The sequence below is a fragment of the Mesorhizobium sp. LjNodule214 genome (assembly GCF_964252735.1).
In the GTDB taxonomy this organism is placed as follows: domain Bacteria; phylum Pseudomonadota; class Alphaproteobacteria; order Rhizobiales; family Rhizobiaceae; genus Mesorhizobium.
Genome location: NZ_CAXUPE020000002.1, coordinates 1467110 through 1494004 on the forward strand (window position 1 = coordinate 1467110; position 26895 = coordinate 1494004).

Genomic DNA, 26895 nt, shown 5'->3' on the forward strand with positions numbered 1-26895 from the left:
TGTTTTTACGCAATTCCGGACGGAAAACCGCTACGCACTTTTCCTTGAATTGCTCTAATGGACGAGCGGTCCGTCCGCCTTCTTCCAAGCGTCGATGCCGCCGTGGATGTGGCGGGCGCTGGCAATCCCGGCGTCCTGGGCGGCCTGAACCGCCATCGCCGAGCGTTCGCCGAAGGCGCAGTAGAACAAAAGCCGCTTGCCGGTCGACCTGGCGAGCTCGTGCAGCATGCCGCCGGCGGCGATGTTTTCCTGCAGCCGGGGATAGGGCAGATGGATGGCGCCGGGGATGACGCCATGCCGTTCGCGCTCGGAATTCTCGCGCAGGTCGATCAGCGCGACGTCGGGCCTGCCGACCAGCTCAAGCGCGGCCTCGGCGGTGACCGACCAGCCGCGCCCGGCAATATCGTCCTGATGCAGCCCGACCTTCATGTTGGCTGGTACGGCGACGTCCATCATCTTGGGGTTAGAGAGCTTCAGATTGTTCATGATCTCGACATACTCATCCATCGACTTCACCTGCAGGCGCGGGTTGAATGCCTTCTCCTCGCCGATGGTCGAGACGGTCTCGCCCTTGTAGTCATGCGCCGGATAGATCAGCGTCTCGTCGGGCAGCTTGAGCAGGCGGCCGAAGATCGATTCATACTGCTGGCGCGGATCGCCGTTCTGGAAGTCGGTGCGACCGGTGCCGCGGATGAGCAGCGTGTCGCCGGTGAACACCCGGTCCGGCAGGATGAAGCTGTAGGAATCGTCGGTATGGCCAGGCGTGTAGATCACGTCGAGCGCCAGCCCCTCGATGGCGAGCTTGTCGCCGTCGGCAAGCCGCATCGACACCACGTCGGCCTTGGTCTGCTCGCCCATCACGGTGACGCAATGCGTCTTGTCGCGCAGCGCGCCGAGGCCGGTGATGTGGTCTGCATGCAGATGCGTGTCCACCGCCTTGACCAGCCTGAGGTCGAGTTCGCCGACGAGCTGCAGATAGCGGTCGACCTTCTCCAGCACGGGATCGATGATCAGCGCCTCGCCGCCGCGGCGGCTGGCAAGCAGGTAGGAATAGGTCCCCGATACGGAATCGAAGAGCTGTCGGAAGATCATCCCGCTACGCGCTCCCTTGTCCTTTCGCCGCCCGCGATGCCTCCGCTCGCGGCCACAGCGCCATTCTAGAGCAAGCTCCCGGGGCCCGCCAGCAGTCGCCGGCGGGCGGGCGATCCTACCGCCGCAGCACAGCGCTCAGCACGTCCCTGACACCGATTGCGCCGACAAAGCGCGACTGGTCGTCGAACAACGCCACTGGCGCCGTCTGCGAACGGTGCATGGCCAGCATCACCGTCTTCAGCGAAGTGCCGGGCGTGGCCCAGAACACCTGAGCGGTCTCCTCCGGCTGGGCTTCGATGTCGGTGCAGGACACCCACACCGCCGGCTTGCCGTCGCGCTCGGCCGCCGTCACCAACCCGTGCTCGTCGATCTTGAAACGCGTCGTCTTGCGCCGGTCGAGCCAGACCCAGTCGTCTGTGCTCTCTTCCAGGTCGCGGCGGTCGCGCATCACGTTCCAGGCGGTCAGCACCGACAATGGGTTAACATTGGCGATGAAGTCGCGGACATAGTCGTTGGCGGGCCTGAGCACGATGTCCTCCGGCGCGCCGGTCTGCACGATGCGCCCGCCTTCCATGATGGTAATATGAGTGCCGATCTTGAGCGCCTCCTCGAGATCGTGGCTGACGAAGATGATGGTCTTCTTCAGCTCGGCCTGCAGCTGCAGCAACTCGTCCTGCAGCTTGGTCCGGATCAGCGGATCGAGCGCCGAAAACGGCTCGTCCATCAATAGGATTGGCGCCTCGGTGGCAAAGGCGCGCGCCAGGCCGACGCGCTGCTGCATGCCGCCCGAGAGTTCGTGGGCGTATTTCTTCGACCACTGGTCGAGATTGACCAGCTTCAGCTGGCGATGCACACGTTCTTTGCGCTCGGCGTCGGGCATGCCGGCGAGCTCAAGGCCGAGGCCGACATTTTCCTCCACCGTGCGCCACGGCAATAGGCCGAACTGCTGGAACACCATCGCCACCTGCTTTTGCCGCAGCCGCCGAAGGGTCGCCTCATCGCAGGTGACGACATCGACCGTGCCGGCGCCGTCCTTGACCAGAACCTGGCCGCGTGAAACCACGTTCAGGCGGTTGACGGCCCTGAGCAGGGTCGACTTGCCCGAGCCCGAAAGGCCCATCAGGACGGAAATCTCGCCCTCGTGCACGGTCAGGCTGGCGCCGGCGCAACCCAGCACATTGCCGGTCTTCTCAAGGATCTCGGCGCGGGTGGCGCCGCTGTCGATCAGCGCCAGCGAACCGGCCTGGTCGGCGCCGAAGACGATGTCGACGTTCTTGAAATCAACGGCGACGGTCATTTCTTGCCTCCAACGCCAATACGGGTCATTCGGTCGAGCACGATGGCGAGCACGACGATTGCCAGACCGGCTTCAAGCCCTAAGTCGATCCTGCGCGAGCCGAGCGCCCGGTTGATCTCGGTGCCGAGTCCGCCGGCGCCGATGAGGGCCGCGAACACCACCATCGACAGCGACAGCATGATCGATTGTGTCAGCCCGGCCATGATGGTCGGTAGCGCCGAGGGCAGCTCGACTTTCCATAGGAGTTGTCTTTTGGTGGCGCCGAACGCCTCGCCGGCCTCGACGATCGACTTCGGTACCGAAGTGACGCCGAGATGGGTGAGACGAACCGAAGTCGGGATGACGAAGATGATGGTAACGATGAGGCCGGGCGCGTTGCCAAGGCCGAACAGGGTCAGCACAGGGATCAGGTAGACGAAGGTCGGCAGCGTCTGCATCAGGTCGAGCACCGGCAGCATGATGCGGTAGACTTTCGGCTTGTGCGCGGCCCAGATGCCGAGCGGCACGCCTATCGCCATCGAGGCGGCGGCGGCGGCAACCACCAGCACCAGCGTCTCCACAGTCTGTTTCCAGAGGTTCTGGTTCAGGATGAACAGCAGCCCGAGGAAGACGGCGATGGCCAGGCCCCTGGAGCGCTGCAGGAAATAGGCGAGCACGGCAATCAGCGCGATGAGAAGGACGGGCGGCAACAGCAGAAGTCCGTCGACTATCCCGTCGAGCAGGAAATTGAGGCTGTTGGAAAAAGTCCTGAAGACGGTATCGAAATTGTCTGTAAGAAAGCCGAAGAAGGCCTTCCCCCACGGACCTATGGGGATCTTGTAGGCGACCAGGAATTTCGAAATCGGATCCATCTTGCCCCTCTATGGCTGCGCCATCCTTGCCGGACGGTCATCTTGTCACAGGATATGAAAAAGGGCAGCCTTTTCCACGATGGCTGCCCTGTTCCGGTCATGCCGGATTCAAGGTCGGCTCAGCCTCCGAGTGCGGTCTTGACCGCCGCGGCGGCATCGCCGCCGTCGAAGGTGGTCACGCCGGCGATCCAGGGCGCAACCGCGTCCGGATGCTTCTTCAGCCAGTCGGTCGCGACCGTGTTGGCGTCGCCGCCCTTGAGGATCGCGTCCATCATCTCGCCTTCCATGTCGAGGTTGAACTTCAAATTGGCGATGAACTTGCCGGCATTCGGGCACTCGGTGGTGTAGCCCTTGCGCACATTGGTATGCACAGTGGCCGCGCCGAAGCCGCTATCGCCCATACCGTCGAGATAGGTGATCTTCATGGCGCCCATCACCGGATGCGGCGTCCAGCCGAGGAAGGCGATCCATTCGTTGTTCTTCATCGACTGCTCGGCCTGGGTGAGCATGCCGGCTTCCGAGGACTCGACCAGTTCGAAGCCTTCGAGATTGTCCTTCGGGTTCTTGATCATGTCGAGGATGATGCGGTTGCCGTCATTGCCGGCCTCGATGCCGTAGATCTTGCCGTCGAACTTGTCCTTGAACTTGCCCAGGTCGGTCAGCGTCTTGACGCCGGCGTCCGCGACATAGGTCGGCACGACGATGCCGTAGCCAGCACCGCTGAGGTTCTCACTGATGGTTTCGACCGAGCCGTCGGCGGTGTAGTCCTTGATGTCGTTGGTCATCGACGGCATCCAATTGCCGAGGAAGACGTCGAGGTCCTTGTTCTTCAGCGACGCCATGGTGACCGGAACCGACAGCTGGATCACCTGCGGCTCGTAGCCGAGTGCGGTGAGCAGCACCGAGGCGACACCGGTCGTCGCCTGGATGTCGGTCCAGCCGACATCGGAAAGACGCACCGCCTTGCAGCTTTCCGGATCTCCGGCGAAGGCAGCGCTCGTGGACAGGAAAGCCGCCAGACCGAGGCCGGCGACGTAGGAATTCATACGCGACATAGATATTCTCCCATTGCGATTCTTTTGGCGAAGCGAAGTAACGGTTTTCATCTCCGCCTTGTTTCGTCAGCCAAACACCATTCTGGTGCGGTTTCAAGCACTAAGGCAATCACGATGAACGGCGCCGACTGGCCGATCAGCGACACCCATGCCGCTTTTTTGATGGCAGGCGGCTTTTTCAGGGGAATGAGCCAGCGCCCCCTCCCCGCGCCGGGATATCTCGGCTTAAGGTGTGCCGAGATTCAGGTCAGGCCGAGCTGGAAACGGTGGTTTCGAGAACCGGAGCGCAGCGGACATTGAGTCCGTGAGCACCGGAAGCGCAGAAAGCCGCCGTTTGCAGGCCGGCCTCACCTGAACCTCGACACACCCTAAAAGGGCGGCATGGCCAAGCTTTACTTCAACTATGCGACGATGAATGCCGGCAAGACGACGATGCTGCTGCAGGCGTCCTACAATTATCGCGAACGCGGCATGACGACGATGCTGTTCGTCGCCGGCCACTACCGCAAGGGCGACACCGGGCTGATCTCATCCCGCATCGGCCTGGAGACCGAGGCCGAGATGTTCCGTGACGGCGACGACCTCTACGCCCGCGTCGCCGAGCATCACGACCACACGACCGTGCATTGCGTTTTCGTCGACGAGGCGCAGTTCCTCGAGGAAGAGCAGGTCTGGCAACTCGCCCGCATCGCCGACCGGCTGAATATCCCGGTCATGTGCTACGGCCTGCGCACCGATTTCCAGGGCAAGCTGTTCTCCGGCTCGCGCGCGCTTCTGGCGATTGCCGACGATCTGCGCGAGGTGCGAACCATCTGCCGCTGCGGCCGCAAGGCTACGATGGTGGTGCGCCTCGGCCCGGACGGCAAGGTGGCAAGACAGGGCGAGCAGGTGGCGATCGGCAAGGACGTCTATGTCTCGCTCTGCCGCCGCCATTGGGAAGAGGAAATGGGCAGGGCGGCGCCCGACGATTTCATCGGCTTCACCAAGGCCTGACCGGCGCGGCGGCCTCGGCAGCCGGACCTGCTGCGGCCGGATCGGGCACCCAATCCCCGCCGCGATGCTTTTGTTTTGTTAGGGCCTCGGTCCTATAAACCCCTCAGCCAGAACTCTCCGAGGTCAGCCAATGCTTCGAGCCGTTTCGTCCACCGCTGTCCTCTTCCTCGCCGGTGTTCTTGCCGCCCATGCCGACGGCGACGCGGCACTCGGCAGGAAGGTCTTCAACCGGTGCATCGCCTGCCACGAGGCAGCGACCGACCGCGACAAGGTCGGCCCGCATCTGCTGGGCGTCGTCGGCCGCACCGCCGGAACGGCCGAAAGCTTCCTTGGCCATTATTCGCAGGCCATGAAGGATGCTGGCGCCGCTGGCCTGGTCTGGGACGAGGCGAACCTTGCTGTCTATCTGCAAGCGCCCAAGCTGAAGGTTCCCGGCAACAAGATGGCCTTTGCCGGGCTGAGCAACGACGCCGACATCGCCAACGTCATTGCCTATCTGAAGGCTGACCCGAAGCCCTGAGCCCCCGCCGGCGGCCCAGGCCGGCTTCGCTGAAGGTCTGGCGTGTTCGCCGCTGTCGCCGAACCGTGTTGCAATCATTTGCCGAATATCGAGGCAGGCAGCCCAGTGGGAATCGAGTGCCTTTTGCCGCCGCTTCCGTCCAAAAGTCCAGCGGCAGGTGAACCGCGCATGGCTGGCAAGGTAGTCAACCCATGAGAATGGTTCGTTTATCTTTCAAGGGAGGATCGAAACCTTTTGTTTTCGCAGCTCCTCTTGTCTTGCGTCTTTCAATCCCCGGATGCTCCACATATATTCGCGCCGACACGAAACCGATGCCGATGCGGGAGGCCCCTATGGCGACATTGCAGAATTTCGATGCCGAAATTGCCAAGACCAAGCAGGTTGTGCAGGACATGCGCTCCAAGATCGAGCAGTCCGGCACCGTGCTCGACACACTGGCCCAGGCCGACAAGAAGATCGGCGATGCCAATTTCGAAATCGAGAACGCCCGCATCGAGGATGTGCTGAAGCAGCAGAAGGTGATGGAAGGCAACATCGCCGATCTGATCATCGGGCTGGAGGACGCCACCAACGTCTTCGGCGCCGAATTCGAGAGCATGAAGAACTATACCGGCTGGGAAAATTTCATCGGCATGTTCTCGGCCCAGAGCAAGCAGCGCATGCGCACCGACCGCGTGCGCAACATGTCGCTGGCCGGCAATCTCCAGGAGCTTCTGGCCAAGTCCGACACCATCGTCGGTATTCTCAAGGCGCAGAAGGAGATTCTCGACCAGCGTTACAAGACCTCCGAGACCAGCCTGTCGCAGGTTATCGAGCGCCGCAAGACCACCATGTCGAACCTCGAAGCGGTGCAGAAACGCATCGAAGAGGTCAATCCGTTGCTGCTCGACATCGAGAACAAGATCGCTGCCTCGACCAGCCAGAAGGAACGCACGCAGCTCGAGGGCGAGCGTTCGAAGCTGGCCACCGAATACAATGAGAAGCAGGCCAAGGAGCAGGAATTGCTGGCCGAAAGCCAGACGCTGGAGCGCTACACCTCGATGTTCCAGACCTTCGTCGATTCGCTCAACAACCAGATCGCCGCGCAGTCGACGCTGATCAACAAGCTGACGATCGATACCGAACAGCGCATCGTGCTCTACAAGGCCCTGGAAGACTCGCTGAAGACCGCCGCCCAGCAGGACGTCGCCCACAAGATCAACACGCTGGGCAGCCAGGTCGACAACACCGCCGAGGAGACCATGGCCGGCATTGGTGCTGCCTCGCAGAAACACATCGGCGATCTCCTCGAAATGCACGAGAAGAACATGGTGGCCACCGCCGACATCCAGCGCCGTAAGAAGCTCGCCGACGATGCCTTCGCCCGCCGCTTCGACGAGGTGATGAAGAAGCACAATTCGGCCAATTACGTGCAGTCGTAATTGCCGCACGCGTACTGCTCCATAAGGTTGACGGCATGACCCCCGAAAACGAGGCGGCGGCGCGCTATTTCTCCGCCATCACGGCGGCGCTGAGCGGGCTGGAAGTGTTCATGCGTGACGACCGCTCGCCGCTCTACCGGCACGGCATCGTCGCCAAGATCGTTGCCGAATACATTGCCCGGCTGGACAAGTCGTTTTCCTGCTGGCGCAACCGTCTCGGCTTCATGGACACGTTCCGCATCTCGCGCGCCGACAGCGGCTATCCGGTGTTCCAGAACCTGCTGGAACTGGAAAACGACCGCCGCCAGGCCGATGCCCGGCTGGCCAACATCCCGATGGCCGGCGAACTGCGCGAGGAGATGGCGGACTTCATCCTGCGCCACAAGGAGTTCCCGCAAGCGCTGCAGAAGTCGATGGCCGAGCGGCTCTATCTGGAGGACGTCAAGAGCGGATCGACCTTCGGCCCGTTCACGCTGGCGCAGACTGCAAAGGTCTCCGTCAACCCGAAGACGCAGCGGCCCTACTATCTGGTCCACTGGGCCAGTTTCGACGGCAGCGCCAACCTGCCGCTGATCTATATGGTAACCGTGGAGGACTCTTCCGAGGACATGATCCGGCAGCTTGTCGACAGCAGCGGCAAACTGAATGACAGGGTCGATATTCCGCTGCCGGTGGACGGCCTGCTCAATCCCGAACTCGCCCACCGCTTCGACGATTTCACCGAGAAGAACTCCGCCTACACGCTGTCGCCGGCGACCATTGCCGTCAACCTCGACAAGGATTTCGAGCCGCTGCATCCCAAGCAGCTGCGCCGCGTCGTGCTCGGCCCGTTCTATTCGGCGGGCATCACCGACAACAACACGACAGTCACGGAAGTGCTGGCCAAGGTGCGCAAACCCGAGAACGCCTGGCTGCTTACCTGGACCATCCAGGAGGTCTATTCGAAAGCCGAAAAGCCGGGCCGCAAGGGGCTGTTTTCGAGCGAGAAGACGACGCAGGAATTCTTCATCAATACTGACGACCTCGAGGCCGCGCGCCAGGGCGTGTCGAGCTACGAGAACCATGCACTGATCCCGCACGAGGCCTACCAGGCGCTCTACGCCGCCGGCGAGGCGCAGAAGATCTTTTCCGGCTACAAGGTCCACATCCTGTCCAACGGACAGGTCATCAGCGACGTCTGACCGTCAACCCACGGAGCATCCTTCATGGACACCGGCCTGACCACGATTTCGGAAGCCGCGATCGAAAAGCACCGCGCCACCGCGCAGAGCTTCATCACTCGCATCGTCGTGCTGGAGGATCCCTCGCGCGAATCCGGCACGGCGCTTGCCGGCACCAACCGCCGATTCGTCTCGACCGTCTCGGTCGGCTCGGTGCGCCGCACCCGCGAGGTCGAGCTGTCGAAAACTGTCGCCGCCATCCATCCCGACGACCAGCTGATGACCATCCAGCAGCATACGCTTTTGTTTCGCGCCCGGCGCGGGCTGGCGATCGCACTGGCCATATCGGATGTGTTTGCCGAAGGCTCCGACCTCGAAAGCCTGCAGGCCAAGAACGCCCGCGCCCCGCTCGAGGGCGACGAGGCCGCCACCTTCAAGAAGCTCCTGTCGGCCTCGGCCTATATCTCCGCCTTCAGCCTCGCCTCCTATCTGTTCCAGCTGGTCGACAGTGACGGCGAGGCGCCGAACGATGTTGCGGAACCGGATTTCCTGTTCGACACCCAGCAGGATGCGGTGAAGTCGATCGTCGCCGGCCTCGACAAGGCAATCGCCGGCTCGAAGGACGACGCCGATCTGATGACCCGGGCGCGCGCCTTTGCCCGTGTTGCGATCGATGGACTGCTGGCGCGAAAGGGCCGTTTCGACGGCATCGGTCCGTTCGAGAATGCCCATATCCGTATCGACGTCGACGACTTCACCCTCGACGGCTTCGACGTCGCGCCCGGCAAGCGCTCCAAGCCGCTGGTGATGACCTTCAAGAAACCGGAAGAGGTCGTCGGCAACCACATCGCCAAATACCAGTCGGTCAAGCTCGCCAAGATGCTGATGGCCTATGATTTCGAGCGCGAGATGAACCCGTTCGTCGAGCTCGGCGGTTTCCTGTTCACCTTCATCGGCGACGGCGCGCCGGGCACCGGCAAGACGACGTTGATCCAGATGATCGCCGGCCTCGTCAACGGCTACTGCCAGGTCGCAGGCTATCCCTTCGCCTATGAGAATTTCGGCGTCGACCAGATCTCTTCCTACCAGGGCAAATCCGGCCAGAACTGCCGCCAGTTCATCAACAACGTGCTCAATCCGCGCGTTATCGGCTTCGGCACTGTCGACGATATCGACCAGGTGGCGGCCCGCCGCTCCGACGACCGCGCCTCGGCCGGTCAACAGGAGATCACTGGCGTCCTGATGGACGCCTTCGCCGGCGCCGGCACCGTGGTGCGCGGCAACTGCTCCTTCGGCATGTTCTCCAACTACCCCGAAAATGTCGACGACGCGCTGCGCCAGCGCGCCGGCGCCCGCTGGATGGTCGACGGGCCGCAGAGCCGCGACGACTACATCGACATCTTCGTCCTGCTCGCTGGCAAGAACCACAAGATTCCGCTTGGCGACCACAAGCTCTATGCCGCGCAGGAGATCCAGCGTGCGGTGACGGAAGCCTATGAGGAGCATGAAAAGCCGCAGGAAGACGGGCTGATGAAGGTCTACGAGCGCTACATGAAGGAGAGTGGCGCGCCGAAGTCGATGGCCGACATCGGCACCTATCTGCACATGATCAAGGACGCCGAACCGCGTTTCACCGGCCGCGCCATCAAGAACGTCACCGACGCCATCAAGATGCGCGCCATGGACATCGAGCTTCCCGACGAGTGGTTCGAAAAGCCGGAAGCCTTCATGCACAAGGGCTACGATGAGAAGAAGGCGATGATCGAGGAACTGCGCGGCCCGTTCTCTATGGACATGGTCATGCAGGAGATCAACCGCTATGCCGACTCGGAATTCCGCTACTCTGACAAGTCCGACGATGCGGCAGTGACCAAGATCATCCGCGACACGAGGCTGCGCGACCGCGCCGTGCGCGAAATCGAGGAGATGAAGGCCAAGGGAAATTGGAATGCGTAAGGGCGTGCAATGAAACCCGCCAAGAAACCCGATCTGCTGCGCGACAACGAGCTGATTTACGGACGGCTGCTGACAGTTGACGAGCCGCACCTGATCGAGCGCTACAACAAGGCGATGGTAGCCTTCGGGCTCGAAGCCACCAAACTGAAGAGCTTCCAGATCGACCGCACCGGCTTTTCGCCTGAGATCGCCGACGAATGCGGCGACTACGACTATCTCGACCCCAACGAGGTCAACCGCCGCTTCATCATCCTGACGCCGTCGCAGATCGACCTGCCGGTGGTCCACACCGCCTTCTCCAACACCTCGCAGCTGATGTTCGAGTTCATGTCGAAGAACCAGCGCGCCATCGATGCGCTGACCATCAAGGACGTGATCTATGGCGAGATCGAGGACTCAGTCCCTACGGTCAACGACATCGAGGATCTGCTGTCGATCAACCAGGTCGAGTTCAAGGTGCTGTCGGCCGAGGACGTGCTGGGCAAGGCGGCCGAGCTCGGCAAGCTTGTCGACCGGCTGAAGCAGGAGCCCGACGCCTGGCGCGACAGTGCCATGCTGGAGCGCATGGTCGAACTCGCCAAGATCTGCGGCGACATCCGCGAGAACGCGCTGGTGCCGGATCAGGTGATCTTCCGCCACAACGCCTACTGGACCAGCCATTTCGGCGGCCTCTACGTGTTCGTCGATCCGGATATGACGACTGTCATCAGCGACCCGGCGGCGCCCGGCTTCCGCCGATCGCGGCCCTGGCAGGTGAGCTATTTGTCGATCAACGACGCCGACAAGGTGTTCAGGTTCCTCGCCGCGACCGGCCGTATCGAATTGCCGCGCGCTTCATGGATCGAGGCCTCCGGCTATCTTGAGCACCGCGCCGAGATGGTGGTGCGCGCGCTGTTCCGCGACACTGAACCCGACCGCAACCTGACCGACGTCGACAAGGTCTGGCTGCAGACCTGGATCCATGGCCATGCGGATTTGATCACCAGGGACGGCAATTTCCCCTTCCTCAACGCCGCCAAGCGCGAGATCGCCCAGCTTGGCCATCTCAAGATCGAGGACGTGTTCCCGCAGCAGCGCTTCCTGGTGATCCGGGCCAAGCCCGACCATCCCGATGCCTGGCTGACCAACCAGCTGATCTCGGATTTCGTGCCGCAGGACTTCGTGTCGCGCTACGTCTTCAACAAGCCCGGCTTCTACAGGGACTTCGACGGCTACAGCGACGCCTGGCGATCGCATGTTGTGGACGTTCTGAAAACCACATATTTGAAGGACAAGGTGGCGTTTCGCACACGCCTCTACGGCCTAACTGACTGATGGGGGTGTCATTGCCATGCTTGATCCGATCGTGAATTTCTTCACCCGGATTTTCCAGTGGATCGGCCGCGGCATCGGCCTCGCCATCGGCGCGATCCTGTGGCCGTTCATGTGGGCAGGCCGCTGGTACACGCAGCGCGGCTGGATCCTGAAGGCGGTGGTCGGGCTGGCTTTGCTGGTGCTGGTCGGCCTCTACGCCAATTTCTTTTACGCCACCCAGTGGTGGAACAATTTCAACCCCAACTATCCGGACACCTACACGTTCGAGAAGCGCAACATTTCCGCCGGCGAGCAGGTTTCGGCCGGCGCCGGCACCGATACGGCCAAGACCTGCGGCAACTCAGGCATCGCCCAGGTGGCGGCCGACTTGACGGACTTCAACGTCAACCAGAATGCCTGGATCTCGTCGATGATCCTATACAAGCTCGGCCTGTTCGGTATCGACTGGGATCACACGCCGTGGATGGACAACAAGGCGTCGTTCCAGCGCGGCATCAATCAGGCGGTGCGGCGCACGGCGACGGAACTGGCCGACAATCTCGGCCGCGTCCGCACGACATCGCAGATCGATGCCGACCTCCAGGATGCGCGCGGCAATCTGCAGTTCGACGAGGAGACTTGGTATTTCGGCCTGAACCCGTTCGGCCCGAAGACGCCAACACCAAGCTATTATCGCGACGCGGTACGCAAGCTCCGGTCGTTCAACGCCCGGCTGGCCACCTGCCAGGCGACGTTCGACGCCCGCGCCGACAATCTCAAGCAGTATATCGACCGCATCTCATCCGACATCGGCTCGACCTCCGCGATCCTCAAGGAGCGCGCCGAAAACCACAATGACGGCTGGTTCGACTTCCGTGCTGACGATCGCTTCTGGTTCGCCTATGGCCAGCTCTATGGCTACTACGGACTGATGAAGGGCGCCCAGGCCGACTTTGACGACGTGATCAAGGAAAAGCACCTGCAGAACCTGTGGGATACGATGGACTCGCAATTCGTCTCGGCACTGCGCATCCAGCCCTTCATCATCGCCAACGGCCGCGAGGACGGCTGGCTACTGCCGACGCATCTGACGACGATGGGTTTTTATGTGCTGAGAGTCCGTTCCAACATGGTCGAGATCAGCAACGTGCTGACGCAGTAGCGGTTTTGTCGGCATGGGCGGCGCTTGTTGATTTGCGTCGTCGCCCCTGTCGCATTCCGTGCATTGTGCGGCTGTTTTGAGACGGCGCATCAGCGCCTGCTCTGGCTTTTATACGGCGCGACAACCGGGCGCGAAGACCCGAGACAGGTCGACAAGAACTTTTCTCCATAGGAAACATAGTTGCATGAAAGTTGACGCCATGGCCGCGACAAGGGTAGAACATGCCCGCGCCTGCAGTGCCGGGCCGTTTCGAGCTTGCTTGCGACCAAACTGATCAAACCCGTCCCCTCCATCGTCCAATCCAGAGGAAAGCCGTCATGGCCGAAGTGAAGTCCGACATCGAGATCGCGCGCGCCGCCAAGAAGAAGCAGATCCAGGAGATCGGCCAGAAGATCGGCATTCCGACCGAGCACCTTTTGCCTTACGGCCACGACAAGGCGAAGATCTCCGCCGAGTTCATCAAATCGGTGAAGGGCAACAAGGACGGCAAGCTGATCCTGGTCACCGCCATCAACCCGACGCCGGCCGGCGAAGGCAAGACAACGACGACGGTCGGGCTCGGTGACGGTCTCAACCGCATCGGCAAGAAGGCCATCGTCTGCATCCGCGAAGCCTCGCTCGGGCCGAATTTCGGCGTCAAGGGCGGTGCCGCCGGCGGCGGCTACGCGCAGGTCGTGCCGATGGAGGACATGAACCTCCACTTCACCGGCGATTTCCACGCCATCACCACCGCGCACAATCTGCTTTCGGCGCTGATCGACAACCACATCTACTGGGGCAACGAGCTCGGCATCGACACCCGCCGCGTTGTCTGGCGCCGCGTCATGGACATGAACGACCGGGCGCTGCGCGAGATGATCTGCTCGCTCGGCGGCGTCGCCAACGGGTTTCCGCGCCAGGGCGGCTTCGACATCACCGTCGCTTCGGAAGTCATGGCGATCCTGTGCCTCGCCACCGACCTCAAGGACCTCGAGAAGCGCCTCGGCGACATCATCGTCGCCTATCGCCGCGACAAGTCGCCGGTCTATGCCCGTGACCTCAAGGCCGACGGCGCCATGGCCGTTCTCCTGAAGGACGCCATGCAGCCCAACCTCGTGCAGACGCTGGAGAACAACCCGGCCTTCGTGCATGGCGGCCCCTTCGCCAACATCGCGCATGGCTGCAACTCCGTCGTCGCCACCACGACGGCGCTCAAGCTCGCCGACTATGTCGTCACCGAAGCCGGTTTCGGCGCCGATCTCGGCGCTGAAAAGTTCTTCGACATCAAGTGCCGCAAGGCCGGCCTGAAGCCGGCGGCGGCCGTCATCGTCGCCACCGTGCGCGCCATGAAGATGAATGGCGGCGTCAAGAAGGAAGACCTCGGCAAGGAGAACATCGAGGCGGTCAAGAAGGGCTGCCTCAATCTCGGCCGCCACATCGAGAACGTGAAGCAGTTCGGCGTGCCCGCGGTTGTGGCGATCAATCACTTCACCACCGACACCGACACCGAAATCCAGGCGATGAAGGATTTCGTCGCCTCGCTCGGCGCCCAGGCGATCCTGTGCAAGCACTGGGCCCAGGGCTCGGCCGGCATCGAGGATCTGGCCCGCAAAATCGTCGAGATCGCCGAATCCGGCGCCTCGCAGTTCTCGCCGCTCTACCCCGACGACATGCCGCTGTTCGAGAAGATCAACACCATCGTCAAGCGCATCTACCGCGGCGACGAGGCGATCGCCGACAAGTCGATCCGCGACCAGCTGCACGCCTGGGAACAGGCCGGCTACGGCAACCTGCCGGTCTGCATGGCCAAGACGCAGTATTCCTTCTCGACCGACCCGAACCTGCGCGGCGCGCCAACCGGCCACACCGTGCCGGTGCGCGAGGTCAGGCTGTCGGCCGGCGCCGGCTTCGTCGTCATCATCTGCGGTGAGGTCATGACCATGCCCGGCCTGCCCAAGGCGCCGTCCTCTGAGAAGATTTTCCTCAACGAGGCCGGCCAGATCGAAGGCCTGTTCTGAGATCCAGAGTAATTCCAGGAAAAGTGCGTAGCGGCTTTCCGTCCGGAATTGCGTAAAAACAAAGGTTAGAGTGGTTCAGTCGCGCAGACGTTTTTGCGTGCCGACAAAGCTGCGTTTCCTGTGAAAGCAAGGATTGGTGCTCAGCCAATCCTTGCAGTTCACTGGCCTCTAATTCGCGCCGAATTTGCTGATTGCATTTGTGGAAATGAAAACCAGTCGGTCGAGCAGCGCAAAGAAGACGTCTATGCTGAACCCGACCACAAAGGCGAAGGTGAAGAGACCGAAACCGACAGACTTGAATTCGCTGTTGTTGCCGAAGGTTGGCCCCCAAAACCAGGCCAGGATCATTCCAGCCAATGCGGCCAGCGCCATACGATGCGCGATGCGATAGACTGGCGGGTTCGGCTGTGTCGTATCCAGTATAAGTCTCATGTAATAGATCATCGAACCCAAGGCTGCATAAAGGCACGGCAGAATCCATACAGCATAGGGATCGATAGCGTCCTTTATCCTTAGAGCCCACGAATCCACCGATGGCACCGTCATCGAAACGTAGTTCAGCGAATACTTACAGGCCTGACCAACAATTCTTCTCATGTCCATCCCAAGAACCTGAGAACTGGAGGCTTGTGCAGCAAGTTCATCCGCGGAGATCGGTTGTGTCGTGGCGCCGCCTGTGACTTTGCCGTCTAGGACTTCCGGTCTCGCCGCCGGATGGGCCTGACAAAAGAAGTTCATGGTGTCGCTTCCGGCCGGCGGTTGTTTGGCGGCCTCTGTGTCGCCGGCACCATCCGGCTTCGTCCCGGGCGCTGGGGAGCCCGACATGGTGACATCCGCGGTCTTGAATGCGCCGACCAGATCCCGACCGCTGGCCATCGCCGTCGTAACGAAGGTTTCGAGTTTCAGTACTCCCGGAAAAGGCGAGTCCGACAAATTCTCGAAGTCGCCCACTCTTGTTTCCAGGGATTTCAGTTTGAAGTTGAGATCACGAAGTTCGTGCAAAGTAAGATAGGACGATTCACGAGCCAGCTCGTCGATTGGCCGTTTTGTTTGAACCTTGGCGTCTTCTGGCTTCCCGCCCAATTCAACGGGAAGGTTTGCGAGTTGTACCTGATCTGGAGAAAACAACTCATCTTGAGCTATCAGCAGTTGCCGTTCCAATTGACCGAAACGACGATCCGGCTGCTGCGCCGCCAAAGTCTGGATCTCCGACAGCAACGCGACACCTCTGTTATATACCAGGGACAGAGAGCCGACCAGAAACATCAGCAACATTGACAGGAAAATACAAGTATAGACCATGCCGCGGGAGACACGATCATTGTTGCTGCTCTTCAACAGCAGGCGAGCAGGTTCGATTTCGGCCTTCAGCGCAACAACTTCGGTCTGATCCATTTTCCTTTGCTCTACCGGAAGCATCGCGACCTTCGCTCGCGCAGAAATAACTTTCTCGTTTCGCGGCTTCCCCTTCCTCGAGGCTTCCGCGACAAGCTGGCCCGCTTCCAAGAGCAGATCCTCGACGCTTGCGGATTCTGTCGGCTGCGCCAAGTTCCCTCCTCAGCCCAGCCACCCAGGCACAAAGCCGTAGGGGCTTGGGCATCCACAGGGCGTTCCCGGCGGGCCTGGCGGCTGCGCCCAACACCAGAAATTCGGAGTATAACAAATTGTACCTGGCGCGTGTGGGGGAACCTGGGCGAAAGCAGGCCACGGTAGAATTGCCGCGACACCAACAAACGCGGCAGCAACTGCGGTCCGTGTAACGCGCGCTTTCAATTGCTAGCCCCACAGCCTACCAATCGCACTTGGATTAGATCCAAACTTCACCCTCTGGAAAGTCGAGGCTGGCGTCTGTGAAATACATCACGCGTTGCGTAGTTTCCTTTGCTTTGGAGTGGCGGTGGAATCCGCGCTCGATCGGTGGATTATTTTGAACAGCGAATTGGGCCCGAAAAAGAGATTTGCAGCGAGCAAGACAGATCGTGGACCGGCCTGGATGACATCCATAGGCGTGAAACAAAAAGGGCGCCGCATCGCTGCGGCGCCCTTTGTTTCCCGAGCCGATCCCTACGCGGCGTTGCGTGCCAGCGCGCGCTGGTTGGACGCATAGATCGTGTCGCGCTCCGGCAGCGCGCCTGACGTCAGGCAGTCGATCCATTCGGCGGTCTTGAGCACCGCCGCGAAGCGCGACTGCAGGATGATGCTCACCACGCGATGGATGTCCTCGGCCGAGGCATAGCCGGCGCTGTTGGAATAGGGCACCGAGCCGGTGGCGTCGGAGAGGAACTCGACGGCAAAACCCATATGCACGGCGTGGATGATGGTCGAGAGATCGCAATTGTGCGTCATGTAGCCGACAACGACGATCGTATCGATCGCGTTGGCGCGCAGCCATTCCTCGAGGTCCGTGCCGGTGAAGGCGCTCGGCAAGGTCTTTTCCACATAATGGTCGCGGCTTCGTCCGGCGATCTCCGGATGCAGTTCGCCACCATGGCTGCCCTTGGCGAAAATCGGCGACGTCTCCGGCGCCATCTGCTTGACCACAACCACCTTCACGCCGGCCTCGGCGGCCGCGTCCATGGCGCGTGCCACGTTGACAACGCTGTCGCGAAACGGCGGATGCTGGATGGCGAGGTTGCCGCCGTCATAGTCGTTCTGGACATCGACGACGATAAGCGCGCGGCGCGGTGCCTTGCTGTTGACTGCTGCAGACATGGTGTTCTCCTTCGGGCTTGGATCTGATTGGGCAAGGATAGGCGTGCCGCCGATCGCCCAAAAGTGTCCCGATTGACATCATTCGAAAGAATTGGGACAAATCGCTTTCTAGCCAAAAGGTGTCCCATGGCCGACCCGATCATCGCCACCATCGCGTTCGATGGCATCAGTCCATTCCACCTCTCCGTGCCGTGCCTGGTGTTCGGCGCCGACCGCACCAGGCTTGGCCTGCCGCGCTTCGACTTCCGCGTCTGCGCTGTCGAAGAAGGGACAATCCGCACCGATGCCGGGCTGAGCATCTCGGTTCCGCACGGGCTCTCCGCCCTCGATGATGCCGACATCGTCATCGTTCCAAGCTGGAAGGATCTCGAAGCGCCGCTTCCGGCTGTACTGACGGACGCGCTCACCCGCGCGCACCGGCGCGGAGCGCTGATCGTCGGGCTGTGCCTCGGCACCTTCGCCATCGCGGCCGCCGGGCTGCTTGCGGGACGGCGGGCGACGACGCACTGGGCCTATACCGACCAGTTGCAGGCGCTTCATCCAGACATCATCCTCGACGCGGACGTGCTCTATGTCGACGACGGCGACATCGTGACATCGGCCGGCGTCGCCGCCGGGTTGGATTGCTGCCTCCACATCGTGCGCGCCCGCTATGGCGCGGAGATAGCGCTGCGGCTCGCCCGCCACATCGTCCTGTCACCGCACCGGCAAGGTGGGCAGGCGCAGTTCATCGAACGCCCGGTCGCGAAAACGCCGACCGCCGACCGGTTTGCGCAGACCTTGGACAAGGTACAGGCAACGCTGGGCAAAACGCATAGCCTCGACAGCGTCGCCAATGCCGCCGGCCTCACCCGCCGGACGTTCACGCGCCGCTTTCAAAAATCGAACGGCACCAGCTTCGGCGACTGGCTGACCGACCAGCGTGTGGCGCTGGCGCAAAGGCTGCTGGAGGCGACCGACAAATCGATGGATATGGTGGCCTTCGAGGCCGGTTTCGGCAGCGCCACCTCGCTGCGCCAGCATTTCGCGGCGCGGCTCAGAACCTCACCGATGCAGTACAGGCGCGAATTTTCAAAGAGCGCTCAGGGCGGGGCTTACGCCTCAGCGCTCTGAGCGGCAGTCGCCAGAAACCGCTCAGCGTTGCTTGATCGACCGCGCCGGATTGCCGACGACCGTGGTGTTCGCAGGCACGTCGCGTGTCACCACGGCACCCGCGCCGACAATGGCGCCCTCGCCGATGCTGACACCGCCGAGGATAATGGCGCTGCCGCCGATCCAGGCATTGTCGCCGATGGCGACCGGCTTGGCGATCTCCAGCCCAGCCTGTCGCCCGGCCGCCTCCTTATGGTGTTCGGCGCAATAGATCTGCACGTTGGGGCCGAGCAGCGTCCGCTCACCGATGCGAACCGGCGCCGTATCGAGGATGGTGCAGCCGGCGTTGAGGAACGCGCCGTCGCCGAGAAAGATGTTGAAGCCGTAGGCGCAGTGGAACGGCGCCTCGATCCGCGCGCCCTCACCTGCGCTTCCAAGCAGCGCCTTCAAGCTTGGCCCGAGGTTTCCACGTTGCCCCGGCGGAAGCGAATTGTGCTCGAACAGAGCGTCGCGCGCGATGACGCGCAATGCCTCCAGTTCGTCATCCAGGCACGTATACCATTCGCCCGCCGCCATTTTCGTGCGCTCGCTTCCGGCCATGGCGGCGTCTCCTGTCTCTGCGTCGTGTTTCGTTGTCATTACTAAAGTACAGACCGCCCCGATGCGAGAAGCGCCGGCACTGACTCTGGTCAAATGTTCGACCTATGCTAGCTTGCGCCGGCAGGGCTGTCCCGGTCCTGACATCGAGGGGTCAATCATGCTCTATCTGCTTGCATTGCTGATCGGCGTCATCGCCGGGCTGCGCGCCATGACCGCGCCCGCCGCCGTTGCCTGGGGTGCCTATCTCGGCTGGCTGCCGGTCGCCGGCACCTGGGCGAGCTTCATGAGCCACTGGGCCGCCGTCGGCATTTTCACCATCCTGGCCGTCGTCGAGTTGATCACCGACCAGTTGCCGTCGACGCCGAGCCGGAAAGTGCCGCAGCAGTTCGGCGCGCGCATCATCGCTGGCGCCTTCACCGGAGCGGTGATCGGGGCGACCGGCGGCGCCACCATCGGCGGGCTCATCGCCGGCGCCATCGGCGCAGTGATCGGCACGTATGGCGGCGCCGAAGTGCGCGGCCGGCTGGCCGCTGCGTTCGGCAAGGATCCGCCCGCCGCCTTCATCGAGGACGCGGTGGCGATCGTCGGCGGCCTGCTCATCGTGGCGGCCGTGGCATGACGGCAAAGACCTTCGACGCCATCATCATCGGCGCCGGACAGGCCGGCACTCCGCTCGCCGGCCGGCTGAACGCGGCCGGCATGAGCGTGGCGCTGATCGAGCGCAAGCTGGTCGGCGGCACCTGCGTCAACACCGGCTGCATTCCGACCAAGACCATGGTCGCCAGCGCCTATGCGGCGCATCTCGCCCGCCGCGCTGCCGACTATGGCGTGACGCTCGGCGGTCCCGTCGGCGTCGATTATAAAGCGATCAAGGCGCGCAAGGACAAGGTGTCGGGCGCTTCCCGCACCGGGCTGGAGACCTGGATCGCCGACATGGACAAATGCACGCTCTATCGCGGCCATGCACGCTTCGAATCCACCAAGACGGTGCGCGTCGGCGATGACCTTTTGACCGCCGAGAAAATCTTCCTCAACACCGGCGGCCGCGCCTCGGTGCCCGACCTGCCCGGCATCCACGACATCGACTATCTGACCAACTCGTCGATGATGGATCTCGACGTATTGCCGCGCCATCTCGTCGTCGTCGGCGGCAGCTACATCTCGCTCGAATTCGCGCAGATGTTCCGCCGCTTCGGCGCAGAAGTCACCGTCATCGAAAAGAGCCCGCGCCTGACCGGCCGCGAGGACGAGGACGTCTCGGCCGCCATCCTGTCGATCCTCGAGAATGAAGGCATCACAGTCCATACCGGCGCCGACGATATCGGCTTCGCCAGGCAGGGCGGCGACATTGCCGTGACCTTCTCCGCCGGCAAGGCGCCGGCGATCGGCTCGCATGTGCTGCTGGCGCTCGGCCGCACCCCCAACACCGACGATCTCGGCCTCGACAAGGCCGGCGTCGAAGTCGACAAGCGCGGCTTCGTCGTCGTCGACGACCAACTGCGCACCAGCGTGCCCGGCATCTGGGCGATGGGCGACTGCAACGGCAAGGGCGCCTTCACCCACACCTCCTACAACGACTACGAGATCGTCGCCGCCAATCTGCTCGACAACGACCCGCGCAAGGTCAGCGACCGCATCGAGGCCTATGCTCTTTACATCGACCCGCCGCTCGGCCGCTGCGGCATGACCGAGGCGGCGGTGAAGAAATCCAGCCGCCGCGCGCTGGTCGGCCAGCGGCCAATGACCCGCGTCGGCCGCGCTGTTGAAAAGGGCGAGACGCAAGGGTTCATGAAGATCCTGGCCGATGCCGACACCGGGGAAATCCTCGGCTGCTCGGTGCTCGGCCCCGGCGGCGACGAAGCGGTGCACTGCGTGCTCGACCTGATGTATGCCAAGGCGCCGATCAGCACGCTGGCGCGGGCAACCCACATCCATCCCAATGTCTCGGAACTTCTGCCGACCATTGCCCAGGACTTGAAGCCGTTGGCCTAGCAGGCATTCGACCGCCGGGCGCCGGCTGACCCTTCGGGCTCCCGCCGGATAACCTGATTGCGCCCATAGCGGCTCGGGCTGGACCAATCGACAGCCCAGTCGCAAAAGTGCATGTGTTGCGCCTCTTCCCGGAGGCCTCCCATGCAGAAATCGATCGAACGCATCGCCGGCGACAGCGAAGGCGTTTCCTACGAATTCCCGGTCTTCCGCTTCGAAGGAGCAGACAAGGCGGCGCCTTCAGCCTATCTGCAGGCGGCACTTCATGCCGGCGAATTGCCGGGTGTCGTCGCCATCGACGCGCTGATGCCCATGCTGGCCAAGGCCGAGAGCGAAGGCCGCATCAAGGGCGCGATCACCATCGTGCCGTGGGCCAACCCGATCGGCCGCGCGCAGTATCATTTCGGCGAGCACCAGGGCCGCTTCCACCTCGGCACGCGCACCAACTTCAACCGCGGCTTTCCGCTGCTCGCCGCGCCCGACACCGCGCTCTTTCCGGCGCATGGCACGCCCGACCAGCAGCTGAAGGCGCGGCTGCTGCAACTCTCGCTCGGCCACGACATCGTGCTCGACCTGCACTGCGACGACGAAGGCCTTGCCTATCTCTACGTCCACACCAGTCTGTGGCCGGCGATGGCCGATTGCGCCGCCGCCATGGGCGTCGATGCGGTGGTGCTGTGGAGCGAAGACAGCGACGGCACGTTCGAGGGCGCCTCGATCATGCCCTACCAGAACGTTCCCGCCGATGTCGCACGCTTCGACCGGCGCGTCGCCACAACGGTCGAATATCGCGGCATGCTCGATGTCGATGGCGCGCTGGCCAGTTCCGATGCCGAAGGCCTCTACCGGCTGCTGGTGGCACGTGGCGTGATTGCCGATCCGGCCCTGCCCGCACCCGGCGCGTTCACGGGCGCCGTCGCACCGCTGGAGAACATCGACATGATGCCGGCACCCCGGGCCGGCGCGATCCTCTATGACGTCAAGCCCGGCGACCGCGTCGCCAAGGGTGCACGGCTCGCAACAATCGTCCACGCGCCGGGCGAAACCGGCGGTCGCACGGAGGTGTTCGCGCCGCAGGCCGGCCTTATCCTGACCCGGCGTTCGCGGCGCATCATCCGTTCCGGCGAGGATCTTCTGAAACTGGTCGGCGACAGGAAGAGCGCCGATGCAAGGTCGGGGACGCTTGAGGACTGAGGGTCCCGGCTTTACCGCCTTCATTGAATCCAGTTGCGCGGCCGGTCAATCGCCGCTATGGGAATCCGCCATGAACATGCGTTCGAACAAGACCATTTGGTGGTGGGCTCGCTGACAGCGGCCTGTTCGAACGCGTACGCGTGAAAAGACAGGGTGGCCGCAACGGAATGTCCGGGCGGCCATTTGTTTTTTACGCCATTCCCGGGTCCGTTGCCCCAAGATGGAGACGGCAATGACGACGATCATTCTGGAAACCGGGGCGGAGCGCTTCGTCACCGCGGGTGGCGTAACGATCACGCGCGAGCGTCACGAGCAGCCTTATGAGGGCGCCATCGACGCCTATGTCGACGGGCTGAATTCGCGCCGGGGCGCGGTGTTTTCCTCGAATTACGAATATCCGGGCCGCTACACGCGCTGGGATACCGCCATCATCGATCCGCCGCTGGTCATCTCGGCACGCGGCCGCACTGTCCGCATCGAGGCGCTGAACGGTCGTGGCGAGGTGCTGCTGCCGGTGATCGGCACGGCGCTGGCCGGCCTTGCCGAGGTCACGATCGCCGAGGCATCGAAAAAGCTCATCCGCCTCGAGGTGACCAAGCCCGGCCGTGTGTTCACCGAAGAGGAACGCAGCCGCGTCCCGTCCGTGTTCACCGTGCTGCGCGCCATCACCGCTCTGTTCAAGACCGAGGAAGACGCCAATCTCGGTCTCTACGGCGCCTTCGGTTACGACCTCGCCTTCCAGTTCGATCCGGTCGACTACAAGCTCCAACGCAAGGAGAGCCAGCGCGATCTCGTGCTGTTCCTGCCCGACGAGATTCTGGTCGTCGACCACTATTCGACCAAGGCCTGGACCGACCGCTACGATTATTCCGGCGAAGGGTTTTCGACCGAAGGACTGTCGCGCGACGCGGCTGTGGAGCCGTTCAAGACCGCCGACCGCATCCCGCCGCGCGGCGACCATGAGCCAGGCGAATATGCGAACCTGGTGCGCAAGGCGATGGACTCCTTCAAGCGCGGCGACCTGTTCGAGGTCGTGCCCGGGCAGATGTTCTACGAGCGCTGCGAGACAGAGCCCTCCGAGATTTCCCGCAAGCTGAAGGCGATCAACCCCTCGCCCTATTCCTTCTTCATCAATCTCGGCGAAGGCGAATACCTGATCGGCGCCTCGCCCGAAATGTTCGTGCGCGTCAATGGCCGCCGCGTCGAGACCTGCCCGATCTCCGGCACCATCAAGCGCGGCGACGATGCGATTTCCGACTCGGAGCAGATCCTGAAGCTGCTCAACTCGAAGAAGGACGAATCCGAGCTCACCATGTGTTCGGACGTCGACCGCAACGACAAGTCACGCGTCTGCGAGCCTGGCTCGGTGCGTGTCATCGGCCGCCGCCAGATCGAGATGTATTCGCGCCTGATCCACACCGTCGACCACATTGAAGGCCGGCTGCGCGAAGGCATGGACGCTTTCGACGCCTTCCTCTCTCACGCCTGGGCGGTGACCGTCACCGGCGCGCCGAAACTGTGGGCCATGCGCTTCATCGAGCAGAACGAGAAGAGCCCGCGCGCCTGGTATGGCGGGGCGATCGGCATGGTCAATTTCAACGGCGACATGAACACCGGCCTGACGCTTCGCACCATCCGCATCAAGGACGGCATCGCCGAGGTGCGCGCTGGCGCCACGCTGCTCTTCGACAGCATTCCCGAGGAAGAAGAAGCCGAAACCGAACTGAAAGCATCCGCCATGCTCTCCGCCATCCGCGACGCCAAGACCGGCAATGCCGCCGGTGCCGAACGCACCACCGCTCGCGTCGGCGACGGCGTCAACATCCTTCTGGTCGACCACGAGGACTCATTCGTCCACACGCTGGCCAATTACTTCCGCCAGACCGGCGCCAATGTCTCCACCGTGCGCACGCCGGTGCCGGAGGAAGTCTTCGAGCGGCTGAAGCCGGATCTCGTCGTGCTCTCGCCCGGACCAGGCACGCCGAAGGATTTCGACTGCGCCGCGACCATCAAGAAAGCGCGAGCCCGCGACCTGCCGATCTTCGGCGTCTGCCTTGGCCTGCAGGCGCTGGCCGAGGCTTATGGCGGCGAACTGAGGCAGCTGCACGTGCCGATGCATGGCAAGCCGTCGCGCATCCGCGTCTCCAAGCCGGGCATCATCTTCTCCGGCCTGCCCAAGGAAGTGACCGTCGGCCGCTACCACTCGATCTTTGCCGATCCGGTGCGCCTGCCCGACGATTTCATCGTCACGGCCGAGACCGAGGACGGCGTCATCATGGCCTTCGAGCACCGCAAGGAGCCGATCGCCGCCGTGCAGTTCCACCCTGAGTCGATCATGACGCTCGGCCACAATGCCGGCATGCGCATCATCGAGAACATCGTTGCGCACCTGCCGCGCAAGGCCAAGGAAAAGGCTGCCTAGCAACGATGGCCGCAGCGGAAGACATGACGGCGGTCGCGGCAAAAGCCGCTGCCAAGCGCAAGATTGCCAGCCTCGCCTTCTGGTCGATCGTCATCGCCTTCCTGGTGATGGGGCTGAAGTTTGTGGCCTGGCGCATCACCGGCTCGGTCGCCCTCTATTCCGATGCGCTGGAATCCATCGTCAACGTCATCACCGCGGCCGCTGCGCTGTGGGCGATCCGCATCAGCCACAAACCGGCCGACAGCGACCATCCGTTCGGTCACCACAAGGCTGAATACTTTTCTGCGGTCCTCGAGGGCGTGCTGATCGTCGTGGCGGCGATGCTGATCATCGCCAAGGTATGGCAGTCACTGCAGGACCCCCCAGTGCTCGAACAGCCTTGGCAGGGTTTGATGATCAATGCCGGCGCGGCCTTCGCGAACGCGGTTTGGGCCTTGGTGCTGATCCGCAACGGCCGCGCCGAACGATCGCCGGCACTGGTCGCCGACGGCCAGCACATCATGACCGATGTGTTGACTTCCGTTGGTGTCATCGTCGGGCTTGTCGGCGCGGTGATGACCGGCTGGCATATCCTCGACCCACTGCTTGCACTGCTGGTGGCGCTGAACATTCTCTACCAGGGCTGGAAGCTGACCGGAGAATCGCTGAGCGGCCTCATGGACCGTGCCGTGGATACACAGGAGCACATGCGCATCCGTGACGTCATCTCGGCCAATTCGAAGGGCGCGCTGGAAGTCCACGACCTTAAGACGCGCATCGCCGGCCGTGCCACCTTCATCGAGTTCCACATGGTCGTCGACGCCGACATGACGGTGGGCGACAGCCACGTCATCTGCGACCGCATCGAGGACGCGCTGAAGGCGGAAATCCCCTCGGTCCGCGTCACCATCCATGTCGAACCGGATGACGAGGCGAAGTTGCCGAAGGGCACCACGGCGGTGCCATTCGCCTAGGTCCCTCTAAACTACGGCGAGCAGGCCGATTGCGGCATCGGGTTCAGCCGATAAACCTTGTCGTCCGACGCGGTCTTGCCCTCGGCAGCCTTCGAGCACATGTCGACGATCGGCAGGCTGCTGTTCGGGTTGGCCAGCATCATCGTGCCGTTGGCGCCGCGGCGCAGGAAGATCTCCTTCTGCGTGATGTCGCAGGAAAAGTCGCTCATCTTCGCGCTCGCCACACAGCGCCATTGGTCGGCCTCGCCCTGGCAGGAATAGGTCTGCGTGACCTTGCCCGACTTCTGCCGCGTCGTGACCGAAATAGCGATGTCGGCTCCATCGGGCCAGTTGACCGTATCGCCGCCAGCAGCAAAGGACGCCAGCTCCACCGACCCGCGAAACACGCGGATCGATTGCGTTACCTGGTCCGGGTGCGAGCCTAGATGCGCGGCATCATAGTCGCGTCCGTAGCAGAAGGGTTGATCCGGCTTCAGCCGCTCGCGCAGCGGCGGACCGAGTGCCGGATCGATCGGATCGATGCGCGCGAATTCCGCCTTGCAGGTCGCCGCAGGCATCGGGTCGAGCCGGAAATTGTCATCCTCCTTGCCAAGCGCCTGCCTGTCATATTCAGCCTTGCCAAGCTCATCTTCAGCCCCTGCATCGAGATAGAGGTCGGGCTGCACGTCCGTGACGATCAGCCGGCCCTTTTCATCGACCTTCAGCGAAGCCAGGGTGCGGTCGCAGTCCATGCCGCAATGGATCGGCCCGCTCTTGCCATCCTCGGACTCGTGATTGCACCAGCCGCCGGCCCATTCCGGCGCCTTGGCGCCACGCACGGTGGTGGCGATGAAGGAGTTGTAGGAGCTGTCGGCCCCCGCGCTCGGCTCCTCGTTTGGCCGGCTGACCGGATCGTGGCCGTAGTAGAAGAAGATCCGCGCCACCTTCTGCTTCGGATGCGCCTTTAGATGGGCTGCATCGTAGACCCGCCCGAAACAGGCATCGGCGCCGTTCGGACTGAGTTCGGTGAGTTTGGGTGTGTCGTCGGCAAAAGCCGTGCCGGCAAGCGCCGCAAACAAGACGGCACCAAGCCCAGCGCCAACCACGGTCCTCGACGTCATGTGATCCCTCCTCGCACCGACAGGACGTGCCTGCAA

General features: G+C 62.7%; 23 protein-coding genes. 15 read left to right on the forward strand and 8 right to left on the reverse strand.

The genetic code is table 11. The annotated features are described in order from the left end of the window. Positions 1-54: 54 nt before the first annotated feature. The 4 genes from ACSQ3Z_RS20865 to ACSQ3Z_RS20880 form a co-directional block, all read right to left on the reverse strand. Entirely contained in the window at positions 55-1092 is a 1038-nt protein-coding gene (locus ACSQ3Z_RS20865) for an MBL fold metallo-hydrolase (protein WP_436173170.1), read from the reverse strand. A gap of 115 nt (positions 1093-1207) precedes the next feature. Then, positions 1208-2389 carry a choline ABC transporter ATP-binding protein gene (gene choV / locus ACSQ3Z_RS20870; protein ID WP_436173171.1) on the reverse strand — a complete coding sequence of 394 codons (1182 nt, stop codon included), beginning with the start codon at positions 2387-2389 and terminating at the stop codon, positions 1208-1210. Continuing rightward, positions 2386-3240: a choline ABC transporter permease subunit gene (choW, locus tag ACSQ3Z_RS20875; RefSeq protein ID WP_436173172.1), complete on the reverse strand. Its 855-nt coding sequence runs from the start codon at positions 3238-3240 to the stop codon at positions 2386-2388. The genes choV and choW overlap by 4 nt, the downstream gene beginning before the upstream one ends. 119 nt (positions 3241-3359) lie before the next feature. Further along, positions 3360-4295 (reverse strand): choline ABC transporter substrate-binding protein, encoded by a 936-nt coding sequence (locus tag ACSQ3Z_RS20880; RefSeq protein ID WP_006203526.1) that lies wholly within the window; start codon positions 4293-4295, stop codon positions 3360-3362. 114 nt (positions 4296-4409) lie between these two features. On the opposite strand from ACSQ3Z_RS20880, the gene ACSQ3Z_RS20885 reads away from it, so the two are divergent. The 9 genes from ACSQ3Z_RS20885 to ACSQ3Z_RS20925 all read left to right on the forward strand — a co-directional run bounded on the left by ACSQ3Z_RS20885 (position 4410) and on the right by ACSQ3Z_RS20925 (position 14797). Further along, positions 4410-4595, forward strand: a complete 186-nt coding sequence (locus ACSQ3Z_RS20885) for a hypothetical protein (RefSeq protein ID WP_436173173.1) — start codon at positions 4410-4412, stop codon at positions 4593-4595. An 81-nt stretch (positions 4596-4676) separates the two neighbouring features. Next, complete coding sequence (locus ACSQ3Z_RS20890) at positions 4677-5288, forward strand: thymidine kinase (protein ID WP_436173174.1); 612 nt, start codon at positions 4677-4679, stop codon at positions 5286-5288. 130 nt (positions 5289-5418) lie between these two features. Continuing rightward, positions 5419-5808 (forward strand): c-type cytochrome, encoded by a 390-nt coding sequence (locus ACSQ3Z_RS20895; protein ID WP_436173175.1) that lies wholly within the window; start codon positions 5419-5421, stop codon positions 5806-5808. A 332-nt stretch (positions 5809-6140) separates the two neighbouring features. Beyond that, the gene (locus ACSQ3Z_RS20900; protein WP_436173176.1) at positions 6141-7229 is read left to right on the forward strand and encodes a hypothetical protein; all 1089 of its coding nucleotides are present in this window, start codon (positions 6141-6143) and stop codon (positions 7227-7229) included. 35 nt (positions 7230-7264) lie between these two features. Further along, complete coding sequence (locus ACSQ3Z_RS20905; protein WP_436173177.1) at positions 7265-8410, forward strand: hypothetical protein; 1146 nt, start codon at positions 7265-7267, stop codon at positions 8408-8410. Positions 8411-8434: 24 nt separating this feature from the next. Next, a complete protein-coding gene (locus ACSQ3Z_RS20910; protein WP_436173178.1) occupies positions 8435-10345 on the forward strand; it encodes an AAA family ATPase in 1911 nt (636 codons plus the stop codon). Positions 10346-10354: 9 nt separating this feature from the next. Continuing rightward, complete coding sequence (locus ACSQ3Z_RS20915) at positions 10355-11659, forward strand: DUF6638 family protein (protein ID WP_436173179.1); 1305 nt, start codon at positions 10355-10357, stop codon at positions 11657-11659. A 16-nt stretch (positions 11660-11675) separates the two neighbouring features. Continuing rightward, positions 11676-12800: a DUF2333 family protein gene (locus ACSQ3Z_RS20920; RefSeq protein ID WP_436173180.1), complete on the forward strand. Its 1125-nt coding sequence runs from the start codon at positions 11676-11678 to the stop codon at positions 12798-12800. Between the two features lie 317 nt (positions 12801-13117). Continuing rightward, complete coding sequence (locus ACSQ3Z_RS20925) at positions 13118-14797, forward strand: formate--tetrahydrofolate ligase (protein WP_436173181.1); 1680 nt, start codon at positions 13118-13120, stop codon at positions 14795-14797. Positions 14798-14965: 168 nt separating this feature from the next. Here ACSQ3Z_RS20925 and ACSQ3Z_RS20930 read toward each other — a convergent pair whose 3' ends face one another. Then, on the reverse strand, positions 14966-16345 hold the full coding sequence (locus ACSQ3Z_RS20930; protein ID WP_436173182.1) for a hypothetical protein: 1380 nt from the start codon (positions 16343-16345) through the stop codon (positions 14966-14968). Between the two features lie 516 nt (positions 16346-16861). Next, a complete protein-coding gene (locus ACSQ3Z_RS20935) occupies positions 16862-17509 on the reverse strand; it encodes a cysteine hydrolase family protein (RefSeq protein ID WP_436173183.1) in 648 nt (215 codons plus the stop codon). A 126-nt stretch (positions 17510-17635) separates the two neighbouring features. On the opposite strand from ACSQ3Z_RS20935, the gene ACSQ3Z_RS20940 reads away from it, so the two are divergent. Next, positions 17636-18622 (forward strand): helix-turn-helix domain-containing protein, encoded by a 987-nt coding sequence (locus ACSQ3Z_RS20940; protein ID WP_436173184.1) that lies wholly within the window; start codon positions 17636-17638, stop codon positions 18620-18622. A gap of 21 nt (positions 18623-18643) precedes the next feature. Here the strand turns inward: ACSQ3Z_RS20940 and ACSQ3Z_RS20945 are convergent, their stop codons facing one another. Continuing rightward, positions 18644-19201: a sugar O-acetyltransferase gene (locus tag ACSQ3Z_RS20945; RefSeq protein ID WP_436173185.1), complete on the reverse strand. Its 558-nt coding sequence runs from the start codon at positions 19199-19201 to the stop codon at positions 18644-18646. A gap of 157 nt (positions 19202-19358) precedes the next feature. Between ACSQ3Z_RS20945 and ACSQ3Z_RS20950 the strand changes: the two genes are divergently transcribed. The 5 genes from ACSQ3Z_RS20950 (at position 19359) to ACSQ3Z_RS20970 (ending at position 25759) form a co-directional block, all read left to right on the forward strand. After that, complete coding sequence (locus ACSQ3Z_RS20950; RefSeq protein WP_436173186.1) at positions 19359-19820, forward strand: DUF4126 domain-containing protein; 462 nt, start codon at positions 19359-19361, stop codon at positions 19818-19820. Beyond that, entirely contained in the window at positions 19817-21193 is a 1377-nt protein-coding gene (locus ACSQ3Z_RS20955; RefSeq protein WP_436173187.1) for an FAD-containing oxidoreductase, read from the forward strand. The genes ACSQ3Z_RS20950 and ACSQ3Z_RS20955 overlap by 4 nt, the downstream gene beginning before the upstream one ends. Before the next feature lie 141 nt (positions 21194-21334). Then, positions 21335-22384 (forward strand): peptidase M14, encoded by a 1050-nt coding sequence (locus ACSQ3Z_RS20960; RefSeq protein WP_436173188.1) that lies wholly within the window; start codon positions 21335-21337, stop codon positions 22382-22384. 232 nt (positions 22385-22616) lie between these two features. Further along, positions 22617-24806 carry an anthranilate synthase gene (locus ACSQ3Z_RS20965; RefSeq protein WP_436173189.1) on the forward strand — a complete coding sequence of 730 codons (2190 nt, stop codon included), beginning with the start codon at positions 22617-22619 and terminating at the stop codon, positions 24804-24806. Between the two features lie 5 nt (positions 24807-24811). After that, a complete protein-coding gene (locus ACSQ3Z_RS20970; RefSeq protein WP_436173190.1) occupies positions 24812-25759 on the forward strand; it encodes a cation diffusion facilitator family transporter in 948 nt (315 codons plus the stop codon). 11 nt (positions 25760-25770) lie between these two features. On the opposite strand, the gene ACSQ3Z_RS20975 is transcribed toward ACSQ3Z_RS20970, so the two are convergent. Then, positions 25771-26859: a hypothetical protein gene (locus tag ACSQ3Z_RS20975; RefSeq protein ID WP_436173191.1), complete on the reverse strand. Its 1089-nt coding sequence runs from the start codon at positions 26857-26859 to the stop codon at positions 25771-25773. Positions 26860-26895: the final 36 nt, after the last annotated feature.

What these genes read in the sequence shown, in the direction of transcription:
- ACSQ3Z_RS20865 (WP_436173170.1), bottom strand. Translation starts at nt 1,092, where the DNA reads ATGATCTTCCGACAGCTCTTCGATTCCGTATCGGGGACCTATTCCTAC.
- choV (WP_436173171.1), bottom strand. Translation starts at nt 2,389, where the DNA reads ATGACCGTCGCCGTTGATTTCAAGAACGTCGACATCGTCTTCGGCGCC.
- choW (WP_436173172.1), bottom strand. Translation starts at nt 3,240, where the DNA reads ATGGATCCGATTTCGAAATTCCTGGTCGCCTACAAGATCCCCATAGGT.
- ACSQ3Z_RS20880 (WP_006203526.1), bottom strand. Translation starts at nt 4,295, where the DNA reads ATGTCGCGTATGAATTCCTACGTCGCCGGCCTCGGTCTGGCGGCTTTC.
- ACSQ3Z_RS20885 (WP_436173173.1), top strand. Translation starts at nt 4,410, where the DNA reads ATGAACGGCGCCGACTGGCCGATCAGCGACACCCATGCCGCTTTTTTG.
- ACSQ3Z_RS20890 (WP_436173174.1), top strand. Translation starts at nt 4,677, where the DNA reads ATGGCCAAGCTTTACTTCAACTATGCGACGATGAATGCCGGCAAGACG.
- ACSQ3Z_RS20895 (WP_436173175.1), top strand. Translation starts at nt 5,419, where the DNA reads ATGCTTCGAGCCGTTTCGTCCACCGCTGTCCTCTTCCTCGCCGGTGTT.
- ACSQ3Z_RS20900 (WP_436173176.1), top strand. Translation starts at nt 6,141, where the DNA reads ATGGCGACATTGCAGAATTTCGATGCCGAAATTGCCAAGACCAAGCAG.
- ACSQ3Z_RS20905 (WP_436173177.1), top strand. Translation starts at nt 7,265, where the DNA reads ATGACCCCCGAAAACGAGGCGGCGGCGCGCTATTTCTCCGCCATCACG.
- ACSQ3Z_RS20910 (WP_436173178.1), top strand. Translation starts at nt 8,435, where the DNA reads ATGGACACCGGCCTGACCACGATTTCGGAAGCCGCGATCGAAAAGCAC.
- ACSQ3Z_RS20915 (WP_436173179.1), top strand. Translation starts at nt 10,355, where the DNA reads ATGAAACCCGCCAAGAAACCCGATCTGCTGCGCGACAACGAGCTGATT.
- ACSQ3Z_RS20920 (WP_436173180.1), top strand. Translation starts at nt 11,676, where the DNA reads ATGCTTGATCCGATCGTGAATTTCTTCACCCGGATTTTCCAGTGGATC.
- ACSQ3Z_RS20925 (WP_436173181.1), top strand. Translation starts at nt 13,118, where the DNA reads ATGGCCGAAGTGAAGTCCGACATCGAGATCGCGCGCGCCGCCAAGAAG.
- ACSQ3Z_RS20935 (WP_436173183.1), bottom strand. Translation starts at nt 17,509, where the DNA reads ATGTCTGCAGCAGTCAACAGCAAGGCACCGCGCCGCGCGCTTATCGTC.
- ACSQ3Z_RS20940 (WP_436173184.1), top strand. Translation starts at nt 17,636, where the DNA reads ATGGCCGACCCGATCATCGCCACCATCGCGTTCGATGGCATCAGTCCA.
- ACSQ3Z_RS20945 (WP_436173185.1), bottom strand. Translation starts at nt 19,201, where the DNA reads ATGGCCGGAAGCGAGCGCACGAAAATGGCGGCGGGCGAATGGTATACG.
- ACSQ3Z_RS20950 (WP_436173186.1), top strand. Translation starts at nt 19,359, where the DNA reads ATGCTCTATCTGCTTGCATTGCTGATCGGCGTCATCGCCGGGCTGCGC.
- ACSQ3Z_RS20955 (WP_436173187.1), top strand. Translation starts at nt 19,817, where the DNA reads ATGACGGCAAAGACCTTCGACGCCATCATCATCGGCGCCGGACAGGCC.
- ACSQ3Z_RS20960 (WP_436173188.1), top strand. Translation starts at nt 21,335, where the DNA reads ATGCAGAAATCGATCGAACGCATCGCCGGCGACAGCGAAGGCGTTTCC.
- ACSQ3Z_RS20965 (WP_436173189.1), top strand. Translation starts at nt 22,617, where the DNA reads ATGACGACGATCATTCTGGAAACCGGGGCGGAGCGCTTCGTCACCGCG.
- ACSQ3Z_RS20970 (WP_436173190.1), top strand. Translation starts at nt 24,812, where the DNA reads ATGGCCGCAGCGGAAGACATGACGGCGGTCGCGGCAAAAGCCGCTGCC.
- ACSQ3Z_RS20975 (WP_436173191.1), bottom strand. Translation starts at nt 26,859, where the DNA reads ATGACGTCGAGGACCGTGGTTGGCGCTGGGCTTGGTGCCGTCTTGTTT.